Origin of the sequence: aff. Roholtiella sp. LEGE 12411, assembly GCF_015206995.1 — a bacterium.
Lineage (GTDB): Bacteria > Cyanobacteriota > Cyanobacteriia > Cyanobacteriales > Nostocaceae > Komarekiella.
The window spans coordinates 1-9,742 of record NZ_JADEXR010000197.1 but is presented as its reverse complement, the minus strand read 5'-3'; the positions used below and the strand labels follow the sequence as shown (position 1 = coordinate 9,742).

The following is a 9,742-nucleotide window of genomic DNA, read 5'->3' as shown; positions in this document are numbered from 1 at the left end:
GGACAGGGGGAACTAAAGGTACAAACCTCACCCGCAAGTGGCGTGAAAGCTCCCTTGCTCCTTTTAAGAGTTGGTTGAAACCTCACCCGCAAGTGGCGTGATTTTTCCCCCTGCTCCCTGCTCCCCTGCTCCCCTGCTTTTTCATCCTCCATTATTTTTGCCCTTTAAGTACTCTGACAAATCTTCTACTCCCCAAACAGAAACTCTAATTGTTACAGTACTGTTTCTGTTAGCAACTTCTCTCATTTGCAGATATGAAGGATCATTTTGTATAGCTTTCAAAGCTCTATTCGCAATCCACAAATAAATTTTTAATTTCCACATTGATTTCTCCTGTTAAACCGCGTCTACCTTGAAAACCATAGTTTTTTGGAATTAGAGTAAAGCTCAGAACTCAAGCCACAAAAGAATAATACACTCTCCTTAAAAACTCCAGGTTTCAAAATAGACGGGGTTTATTTACTCCAACCTTTTAATTCTGTCTTGATGTTTACTATAAACTTGCCGCTGTCTGGATCAATCCCCTTGTCCTCGAAAATGATAATTGGCACGGGGATTTGTGGATTATCTGAATATTGGAGTGATCCATAAAAATAAATGCCCAGCCGTGTGTTGAAATTATTCGTGGGTGTTGAGGATCGCTTGTTTGACGGCTGGGCATTTATTTCTTGGCAGTATGCTTGAGAGTGAGATGCTGGTTTTATAGCCATTAGTTATTAGTGATAATTCACTATTTTGTGAGTGTGTCAATCAAGAGATTTTGTTTTTAATCACAAATTAAATATGGAAATTCTCTGATTCTTAGCTGTTGTGGAAACTCTTCAATATCTCCACCCTTTTTGTCACGGGTTTGAAATCGTTGGTTCTGTAGTATCGCATTTGCCCCCAACTGTTTGACAAACACGGATGTATTAGAAGCTTGGCACTGTCGGACAATTGACTCTAACCACTCAATATGGCATGGTCTGGAATTTGGGCCAGATTCACCACCACAGATAACCCAGTTTGGGATTATTTTTAAGTCAATCTCTCCCAACAATGGCTCACAAGATAAAAACCGAACTACTGCGGGTATTTGTAACAGAATTGGAATTCGTTTATCAGCCGTCTGTTGATTTTCAACAGACGTTCCTAGCCACAAATTTGGTAAGGGGGAAGGTTGTTCAATAAAGTACTGTTGGAGATTAATCAAACCTCCAAAGTTTTCGCCAATAGCACCCCAAAGATGTGCAAGGGCTGCTTCATACCATTTAACCCATAGTTTGGGTTGGCTAAAATACTCTAATGCTCTCTCTGGTCGTTTAGTTAAGATCTGAAAAGTGTGCTGAGGACACAAAGCTATAACAGCTATTATTTGGTCAATCCACTCAAAAGGAACGTTTGCGTGGAATAAGTCACCCATACTACAAACGAATATTTTTTTGGGCTTTCTCCAGTGCAGTGGTTTGAGTAATTGAGAATTGACAAACTCAACAGCACCATCCCATTTACTAACAGCTTGGTACTGGGGAAATTGTTTGAGTCTGGGGGAATTGGCGGCGCTTGCTGCATAGCATTTTTGACACCCAGGCGAGACGCGAGAACAGCCTACAATTGGATTTATAGTCTCATCCGCCCAAGAAATATTTGTTGGCATAATTATCTTTATCCTCAATAGTTCGTACTAATCTCACCCAGACCTAGTTAGTTGAGTGGGGATATTTTCTAAGTAAAGAAGGCAGTCTTGCTGAGGGCAGGAGTAATGAGTGAAGAATTTGAACGGGGCTTTAACCCCGCCCAATTCTTGGCCACCTGTGGCAGAGATTATGGTGGGGGACTCAGACCCCTGTTCCCTCTGGTCACGGGCAGAGGGCGAAAACAGTATTCCTTCTGCCTCCTGCCTTTCTTGTTGAATTGCTTGGGGTTTAGCTGCTAATGAAAGAGCGATTGAACCACACAGACACGCTGCTACAAACACGATGGTATTGATGACCACCAACTGATTATTTAGGAGGTAATTATTCCGCGCTCTTTCAAAAAATCTTTTGGGCTACATTGCGCCTCCAAGTCATCAAGCATTTGTTGATACTCAATCCCGAAGTCAACAATATATTGGTCGGTGTAATGCCGAAAGGTCGCAGAGTGAATCTCTTTGAAACTGCTAAAACTCTTTAGTGCTGAACTGTAAGCTAAAGCATTGGTAATTTGATTAAGGTCAATAGCTATATCTGAGAAAGTACGAACTACAGAAACCTTTAACTGTTGGACTTCTTGGATCGTCAAATCATCCGATTCGGCAACGGTTATCTCAGATGGTAAATTACAGTAAAATCCCTCTTGTGCTGACGCAGGTGCAGCGTTCTCTAAGTCCACCTCTAACCCAAAATAAAAGTCATGATCACCTTCAATTTCAAACGGTTTGGGAGTTTCGGCAAGGTCGCGCAGTGCTTCAGCAATTGAATCAAAATGCGAAAGTTTAATACTCTTTATCGTTTCCCAAGAATCAGGGTACAAAGGCTTGATAGCTTCTCTGATAAATGCCTCTGGTACGCCTAACTGTTCAGATGCTTTAGTAACTGAAATTCTCTTGTCAGTAGTCATGGTTAAAAATCCTTTATGAGTTTCAAAAGTCCGCAAAATTTATTGGTATTCAGATAGGAGAGAAAATCCTTGCAGTTTAAGATGCATCAGAATGTGGTTAAGAACCTCTGAAGGGTTGTCAAACTCCATCTGAGCAGCTAGCGCGTTAAAGTAAGGCTGTAAATGAGGCTTTATCGATATGCGGGTAGGTTTTTTCATTGCTATTGGGGGATGAGGTGGTCTTTGCTCCTCACGTTTTAAACGTAATGCTTTTGCAATGCTTTTGCAATATTTATGCTATACTAATATCTTATTCATCAGAGACCATTTATCTTAAAATACTTATCTCAAAAGTATTGCTTTTGCTTTACTTCTACATTATGTTTAAACGTATTCGGCCAGCAGCCGCACAGCAAATGTAAAATGAGGAATTGTCTATGCAGGCTTTACTGATATTCATGGCTCGAACTCGAAAGAGAAAACCCGTTTCTTACAGAATTGATGAATTAGTCGTAGAAACATTGGCTAAACTGGCACGAGAGCAAAATACTAGCGTCAACAGATATCTAGAAACGCATTTTTTTAAAATAGGTAAGGAACGAGGCTTAATTTCACCAGAAATCGAGCTAATAGGTGAGACCAGAGGCGGAGACACAACTAAAGGAGACGATGATGATTAATCCCTCTACTATCGATTTAACAGCCCTACCCTGGCTCCCATTAGAAGAAAAAACCGCCTTCCAAAGCCGCCCAGCAATCTAATTTGCAATTGATTCATTAGGAAATGTTGAATACATAGATAGAACCAAGAATGTCAAAGATAGATGGGGCAGCCGAGGTGTGTAGACGCTCTGTGGCTTGTTGTTAGATATAGCTGGCTTGTATTGGTAATCCTCTAAAAAGCTATAGCCCCGGCGTTTCAAGTCCATCAAGAGATGGTTTAGCGCCTCTGTGAGGCTGTCACACTCCATTTGTCCTTGCAAGGCTTTGAAATAAGGTTGTAGATGAGGTCTAATACTTGCTCTCATTATTGTTCTAGGTGAGGGTGGGTGCTTCTCTGTCGCCTCACATTTGCCATATTAATAGCAATACAATAGATTTCGCAATACATTATTTATACAGTTAGTTTATATATTTGCTCTTAACAGATAAGATGACTATATTGTTATTGTATTGCTAATAAGTTTTGATTGTGAGTATACTGCTGATGTGCTGCAATTGAGGAGGTAGAGTGTACAGCGAAATTCTCGAAATGACCAAAAGACGGCGAATAGCGACCACGTATAGGCTAGATAGCTGGGTGACAGACCAGTTAGTTGACTTAGCTAATGAAGCGGGGGAAAGCGTAAACGCCTACGTTGAAAAAGTTTTATTTAAGCATTGTATAGATAATTTGCCTAAAGATGACAAAGTTGAACCATTAGGTGATCAGCGTAGGCGGGCAAGTAAACGAGGTTTAAAATTAGTGGAAGATGAAGAATGATTAACCCACAAACTCTAGACCTAGCCACTCTGCCTTAGCTCCCACTGGAAGAAAAAAAACGCCTTCCCAAAACGACCGACAATCTATTTTGCCATTGATTCACTAAGCAACGTTCTATATATCGGTAGAACCAAAAACGTAAAAGCCAGATGGGGCAACCATCATAAATAGAACGATTTACAGGCGATCGCACTGCATAGCTCAAGCGTTATAAACTCTTAAAATAATTACTATGAGCGAAGTCCAAATCCAAGATATTTACCGCAGATTAGGCACATTAGAGCAAGAAGTTAGCAACATCAAGCTGATTACTGGCACAGTCGGCACAAGCCAAGCGGCGATCGCGCAAATTTACACCAGATTGGACACATTTGTGGAAACCACCAATAGCAATTTCGTCCAAGTCACCCAGCGATTTGACCGTATTGAGGGACGACTAGAGCGACTCCAGACAGAAACCACCGCCCGATTCAACGAGGTAGATAATCGGTTAGATGCTTTGTCCTCTGACGTGGGTGAAATTCTTCGCATTTTGCGCGATCGCAACGGAGGCAGTGGATTATGACCAACACACCAGAACAGCCAAGCCGGTTAGATCGAATAGAGGGAATACTAGAGCGTGTTGCAGATCAACAAGCTGATCTGAGTATCCGGCAATCTAATACTCAAGCACAACTAGACGAACTAAGCCAGGAAATGCGAGGACTTACAAGTAACGTTGACCGCGTTCTCGCTCGTAGCGCGATTTTAGATAATGTGTTGCTTGAATTACGCGAAAGTTCGGAACAACACCAGCAAAACTTTGAAGAACACCAGCGAACAACCAATGCAGCACTACAAAGCCTTGAAGCGATATTGCTGCAATTGATTAGAATTTTTCCTCAAAACTAGGCGAAACGATCGCAATTATTAATGTCTAAGCATCTACTAAACAATACCACCGACCAACAACCCAACCCTAATCTAGAATCTTTGAAAATAGCTGAAACTTTTAAGAATCTTTCAGGAAATTTTCATTGGCGCGCAGATTACCTTAAATTCTGCGAGGTCTTGGGATACACTCCCGACGAGTGGGCAGATGACAAATATCGACGGTTTCAGGAATTGATAGAAGCCCTTAATCAATTCGATGCTGAAAGCCTAGCTAAGATGCTGGAAGCTGGAAAATAGTGCTGCGCCTTCTTTTTAACAAAAACTTAAAAGGTAGGTAACGCCACACTTTCTCACAATAAGAAATCGGCTAGCTGCCCACAAACAGACTTTTGGTACTGCCCCAAAGCAACCAACCGGAATTTAAACTTAATTTCAATTTAACAGTGTCTGCATCATTGTGGCAAAGTTAACGGTACTGAAACCAAAGAATAGTTTTAGCATTGATAATTTTGTCCTAACTGTGGGTAGCTCCGATGGACACAACCATCATTGGAAGCTGCAAAAATGTTACAAAATCATACAGTTGTAATTATTGAAAGAGGTAGAAGGCAAAAGATAGAGAGCAGTTTTCCTCCTGCCTCCTGCCCTGTGCCTTCTGCCTCCTGCCTCCTGCCTTCTGCCTCCTGCCTTCTGCCTCCTGCCTCCTTCAATAACAATGAGTGCTTAAGAGTTAGAGAGAAAGCAAGTTTGGGGGTGGAAGTATGACCACCTTAGAACAGTTCGACATTAGAAATTTCTCAGATCGGCTGACCCCAAAAAAAGGCAAGCACCGTTATGTATGTCCGGTGTGCGAAGGTAGCCTGACAATTGACCCCAAAAGCGGCAAGTATCACTGTTGGGGGCTTGAATGCGCGAGTTCTGAAATTAGAGAGGCTATTCGTCCCTGGGCAGAGGTAATGGGTGAAAATGTTCCACACCCCCCTTATATAAACAAAAAGTCTAGGGGTGTGGAACAACCACGAAAATTGCCAACTCCTGCGCCGATACCCACGAGCGAGATCAAACTAGCGGCATTACCGCACCCAGTTAACCAACCTGCCAGAGTCAGCATTGGTAGAAATTTTGAAATCACCTACCCATACTCTCCTAATCAATGGGTGCTGAGAATCGAAAAGCCAGATGGCAGTAAAATAACGATTCCTCACCACCGTCGGACAGATGTTGAAAAAGAGGCTCTTGTGCAGGGAGATCTTAGCAGGGGGGACGGTTCAAATGGGGATTCGACCCCGCCCTCACGTAAAGAAGGCAGGAGGCAGAGGGCAGGAGTAATGAGTGAAGAATTTGAACGGGGCTTTAACCCTGCCCAATTCTTGGCCACCTGTGGCAGAGATTATGGTGGGGGACTCAGACCCATGTTCCCTCTGGTCACGGGCAGAGGGCGAAAACAGTATTCCTCCTGCCTCCTGCCTCCTGCCTCCTGCCTCCTGCCTCCTGCCTCCTGCCTCCTGCCTCCTGCCTCCTGCCTCCTGCCTCCTGCCTTTGTTGTTGAACCACTTGTAAGAGGTGGGGGAATCAGACCCATGTTCCGCTCCGCTTCACAGCAGGAGTCAGGGGTCATTTCCCCCTGCTCCGTGCCCCCTTCCCCCTGCCTCTTCGGTGAAGTAGTAAAAGGGAAGGGAGATCAAACTTGGCATCCCTACCGGATTGATGAAATACGCTCATTTGGCGCGGGTAAATGGGTATTAGGGAATGAGGGCGAAAAGTGCGTTGACATTACTCGTTCGGTTCTTCAATTACTAAGTTTCACTTTTCAAGGTGGCAGCTGGTCTGATGAATTGTTGTTGGTGGGGCTGCAAGAAATTAAAGATTGTGGCGTTCTTGGTGTAGTCTATTTCCCCGACAATGACGAGCCGGGAAGAAAAAAGGCTCAAAAATTAGCGATCGCAGCTGCTAAGATTGAGCTTCCTTTTCTTATAATTGAACCGTTGAGGTTATGGCCGCAGTGTCCATCTGGTGGTGATATTGCTGATTGGATTGTAACAAACAGAGCAAGCAGTGAATTACTCCAAGCCCTCAGTTCGGAAATAGAACTTTCCAAAAAAGCCAGATTAGTTGCAGAAGAAGCCTCTAGGGAGTTTTCTAAAGCTCCGAAATTAATTTCAAAAGAAATCCCTCAAAAAGACTGGAGAGCGGAATACGAGACTAAGCGTCAGCTGCGGGCTAAATTTAACTTCACACGCATTCCTCAGATCAGCATTAAAAATGGGTTTCTACCATCAATTCAACTTGAAAGCATACCGAGTGGAATTATTGGTTTAAAAGGTGATTGGGGTATAGGTAAAAGCTTTCTGCTAAGTAGTTGGTGTCAGCAGTGGCAGCATAGAATTATCCAAGTAGCTCACTTGAACGCACTTTTGAGCAACACTGCACCCAAGTTTGATTGTTTCCATCATCATGAATTAAAAGATTTACAATTAGGCGTAACATCTGCGAAGAGACTATCTATTACAGATGTATCTTTAGCTGCAATGTTTGACCCGGAAAAATGGGCTAAGGGAGAACCATTTATCTTAATTATTGATGAAATTGAGCAAGTTCTCAAGTCAATTCAAACTAATAGCAACCTGAAAGGTACATTGAGAGTAAAAGCACGAGTCAAGATAGAATGGCTGATTAAAAATGCTGTTTATGCTATTGGCAGTGACCGTGACCTGTGTGATGAAACTTTAAACTACATTGAACAAGTACGTGGTGACAATAAGACAGCTTTTATTGTTCAGCATACAGGCAAAAAAGGAGTTAACCATCAACCAATAGTCTTGAACCAAAACAAGCATAAAGACGAGATATTAACCAGACTAATTAATGATGCCAAAATCGGCAAGAAAATCATTATACCTTGTGAAAATAAAACAGATTTATTAGCTATTGAACTGCTATTATCACAAGCGGGAATATCGGACAAATCAATGTTTTTTGCTCATGGCGATAATAGTAATGAGCCAGGAATTAAGGAATTAATTCAAAAGGCTGATCAAATTTATACAAATTATCAGATCCTCGGTTATACAATGACAATGGGAACAGCATTGAGTTTTGAGAAGCAACACTTTGAAAAATGTTACGCTTTCTTCTCTGGAGATGTTCTTAGTGCTACGGATCAAGCTCAAATGCTTTTCCGCTATCGACCTGAATGTGATTTGACAGTTTGGGTTAGTCCTAGGCAAAGAAGACTAGAAATTGAGCCAGATAATTTACTTTCAAATTTAGTAAAAAAAGTACAAGAAACTGATAAGCTAATTGCATCAATTGACCAAATAGGCGAATTAATAGAGCAGGGTATTTTACTGACTGCTAAAGGTGAGATAAGCCTTGATGATATGCCCTGGATTCAGCATAAGTTAAGCATTATTGCTCGTGCAAATGCCAGTAGAGCTAGCCCTTCTCAATCCTTACATGATTTGTTAATCGATGCTGGTTTTACCTTAAAAATTGAGTGTAATGACCAAGAGCAGGCAGTAACTACTAATGAAGGCAACACCCACACAGAACAGAAAAAAGAGCTTAAAGCAGCCAAGGATAAAGCGATCGCGCAAGCTGAACTGATGAATGAGGCGGAATTTATCAGAGCGATCATGAGCAGCGGCAACCTGAAAAAATCGGAACGTGACCGACTCGAAAAAACGCGGCTGCATCGTGATACTGGATTGGAGATTACACAAGAAATAGTTGAATTGCAACGCACCAAGAAACTGACACGAGGTGCGAAAATGCTGAAAGTATTGCTTGGTGACGAGCAAACAGCTGTAGCTTACGACCTTACCGACCGCGAACACAACCCAGATGTCGGCGATCAGAGTTTTTATGCAGCGAAGCGGCGCTTCCTTTGCTCTTTAGGTATTCCTGAAATCATAGAGAAGCTAGCGCAAGGATGGAGCTACACCAATGATTCGTTTGATGTTGTGGCGGTGGCCGACAAAGCACGAGAACGTCGAGCCGATATTAAACGGCTACTAGGTTTTACGGTTTCACTGGAGAAAAACAGCAAAGACTCGTTTCAAGTCAGTAATTGCGCCATAGTTGGCTTGATTCTTGATACGCTCTGTGTTGAGCGCGAAAGTACCAAAAACCGCAAACAAGGAAAAGTTTATCGGCTCAGTCGCCAGCACTGGGAAATGTTACAAGCAATCATGTCCCACATGGATAAGCAAATCCACATACCGACTTTGGCAGGAGTGATAGAGAAAGCAAGGGCAAGTGCGGCAAGTCTTGACGGTGTTCCACACCCAAAAGCACTAACAGAGTCCAAAACAGCACCAATTAAAGAAACGCTCGAAACTCATTCACAATCAGTATTAGAGGGCGTTCCACACCCTAATGGTATTTCCTATATATACAAAAATCATGAGGGTGTAGAACACAAGCCAGAAAATTGTGCAATCAAAGATAATCAGCCAACACGATGGACTGGGTTAAAGCTGAAATTGCAGCAAGGTTTAGAGAATGCTGGGAAGTTTTATGGCGATCTAGTTTCAAGAATTGGAGATGCAGTCGGTATTGTCGATTCCGAACCAATCTGGAACCAATACCGCAGCCAATGGATGGTTCCAGTTAACTTTGCAAACGGCTGCAAATCCGTCGTTTGCGATTGGTTGGTTGCAAGTGTTTAGGTAAATCTCTAATTTTTAATCAGGCGATCGCAGCAGTCCCTAAACATTTTATCTGGAGATCGCCTAAATGTTGATACTCATCATGAGATCCTCTAATGGAAGTCCGGGTTCCAATATTGATGATTTTTCCCGAATGAGCTGTTTGAGTAAATCCGAT

General features: G+C 42.4%; 13 protein-coding genes. 7 read left to right on the top strand and 6 right to left on the bottom strand.

Going from position 1 to position 9,742, the window contains the following annotated elements; genetic code table 11:
- Nucleotides 1-141 precede the first annotated feature (141 nt).
- The 5 genes from IQ246_RS26770 to IQ246_RS26750 form a co-directional block, all read right to left on the bottom strand.
- Nucleotides 142-324: a hypothetical protein gene (locus IQ246_RS26770; RefSeq protein ID WP_194006332.1), complete on the bottom strand. Its 183-nt coding sequence runs from the start codon at nt 322-324 to the stop codon at nt 142-144.
- A gap of 131 nt (nt 325-455) precedes the next feature.
- Complete coding sequence (locus tag IQ246_RS26765) at nt 456-710, bottom strand: hypothetical protein (RefSeq protein ID WP_194006331.1); 255 nt, start codon at nt 708-710, stop codon at nt 456-458.
- A 56-nt stretch (nt 711-766) separates the two neighbouring features.
- The gene (locus tag IQ246_RS26760; RefSeq protein ID WP_194006330.1) at nt 767-1,636 is read right to left on the bottom strand and encodes a phage Gp37/Gp68 family protein; all 870 of its coding nucleotides are present in this window, start codon (nt 1,634-1,636) and stop codon (nt 767-769) included.
- Between the two features lie 33 nt (nt 1,637-1,669).
- A complete protein-coding gene (locus IQ246_RS26755; protein ID WP_194006329.1) occupies nt 1,670-1,978 on the bottom strand; it encodes a hypothetical protein in 309 nt (102 codons plus the stop codon).
- 8 nt (nt 1,979-1,986) lie between these two features.
- On the bottom strand, nt 1,987-2,580 hold the full coding sequence (locus IQ246_RS26750; RefSeq protein WP_194006328.1) for a hypothetical protein: 594 nt from the start codon (nt 2,578-2,580) through the stop codon (nt 1,987-1,989).
- Nucleotides 2,581-2,996: 416 nt separating this feature from the next.
- Here IQ246_RS26750 and IQ246_RS26745 point away from each other — a divergent pair, with 416 nt between their 5' ends.
- On the top strand, nt 2,997-3,239 hold the full coding sequence (locus tag IQ246_RS26745; protein WP_194006327.1) for a hypothetical protein: 243 nt from the start codon (nt 2,997-2,999) through the stop codon (nt 3,237-3,239).
- A gap of 78 nt (nt 3,240-3,317) precedes the next feature.
- Here IQ246_RS26745 and IQ246_RS26740 read toward each other — a convergent pair whose 3' ends face one another.
- On the bottom strand, nt 3,318-3,587 hold the full coding sequence (locus tag IQ246_RS26740) for a hypothetical protein (protein ID WP_194006326.1): 270 nt from the start codon (nt 3,585-3,587) through the stop codon (nt 3,318-3,320).
- A gap of 203 nt (nt 3,588-3,790) precedes the next feature.
- Between IQ246_RS26740 and IQ246_RS26735 the strand changes: the two genes are divergently transcribed.
- The 6 genes from IQ246_RS26735 to IQ246_RS26710 all read left to right on the top strand — a co-directional run bounded on the left by IQ246_RS26735 (nt 3,791) and on the right by IQ246_RS26710 (nt 9,585).
- Nucleotides 3,791-4,042 carry a hypothetical protein gene (locus tag IQ246_RS26735; RefSeq protein ID WP_194006325.1) on the top strand — a complete coding sequence of 84 codons (252 nt, stop codon included), beginning with the start codon at nt 3,791-3,793 and terminating at the stop codon, nt 4,040-4,042.
- A gap of 81 nt (nt 4,043-4,123) precedes the next feature.
- Complete coding sequence (locus IQ246_RS31395) at nt 4,124-4,213, top strand: GIY-YIG nuclease family protein (protein WP_194006333.1); 90 nt, start codon at nt 4,124-4,126, stop codon at nt 4,211-4,213.
- A gap of 61 nt (nt 4,214-4,274) precedes the next feature.
- The gene (locus tag IQ246_RS26725; protein WP_194006324.1) at nt 4,275-4,607 is read left to right on the top strand and encodes a hypothetical protein; all 333 of its coding nucleotides are present in this window, start codon (nt 4,275-4,277) and stop codon (nt 4,605-4,607) included.
- Nucleotides 4,604-4,933: a hypothetical protein gene (locus IQ246_RS26720; protein WP_194006323.1), complete on the top strand. Its 330-nt coding sequence runs from the start codon at nt 4,604-4,606 to the stop codon at nt 4,931-4,933. Before IQ246_RS26725 ends, IQ246_RS26720 begins: the two co-directional genes overlap by 4 nt.
- A 21-nt stretch (nt 4,934-4,954) precedes the next feature.
- A complete protein-coding gene (locus IQ246_RS26715) occupies nt 4,955-5,212 on the top strand; it encodes a hypothetical protein (RefSeq protein ID WP_194006322.1) in 258 nt (85 codons plus the stop codon).
- 464 nt (nt 5,213-5,676) lie between these two features.
- Nucleotides 5,677-9,585, top strand: coding sequence for a plasmid replication protein, CyRepA1 family (locus tag IQ246_RS26710; RefSeq protein ID WP_194006321.1), 3,909 nt, complete (start codon nt 5,677-5,679; stop codon nt 9,583-9,585).
- Nucleotides 9,586-9,742 lie beyond the last annotated feature (157 nt).

Bases quoted from the DNA above. Each gene is read 5' to 3' on its own strand.
- IQ246_RS26765 (WP_194006331.1), bottom strand. From the start codon at position 710: ATGGCTATAAAACCAGCATCTCACTCTCAAGCATACTGCCAAGAAATA.
- IQ246_RS26750 (WP_194006328.1), bottom strand. From the start codon at position 2,580: ATGACTACTGACAAGAGAATTTCAGTTACTAAAGCATCTGAACAGTTA.
- IQ246_RS26725 (WP_194006324.1), top strand. From the start codon at position 4,275: ATGAGCGAAGTCCAAATCCAAGATATTTACCGCAGATTAGGCACATTA.
- IQ246_RS26760 (WP_194006330.1), bottom strand. From the start codon at position 1,636: ATGCCAACAAATATTTCTTGGGCGGATGAGACTATAAATCCAATTGTA.
- IQ246_RS26740 (WP_194006326.1), bottom strand. From the start codon at position 3,587: ATGAGAGCAAGTATTAGACCTCATCTACAACCTTATTTCAAAGCCTTG.
- IQ246_RS26710 (WP_194006321.1), top strand. From the start codon at position 5,677: ATGACCACCTTAGAACAGTTCGACATTAGAAATTTCTCAGATCGGCTG.
- IQ246_RS26715 (WP_194006322.1), top strand. From the start codon at position 4,955: ATGTCTAAGCATCTACTAAACAATACCACCGACCAACAACCCAACCCT.
- IQ246_RS26770 (WP_194006332.1), bottom strand. From the start codon at position 324: ATGTGGAAATTAAAAATTTATTTGTGGATTGCGAATAGAGCTTTGAAA.
- IQ246_RS26745 (WP_194006327.1), top strand. From the start codon at position 2,997: ATGCAGGCTTTACTGATATTCATGGCTCGAACTCGAAAGAGAAAACCC.
- IQ246_RS26720 (WP_194006323.1), top strand. From the start codon at position 4,604: ATGACCAACACACCAGAACAGCCAAGCCGGTTAGATCGAATAGAGGGA.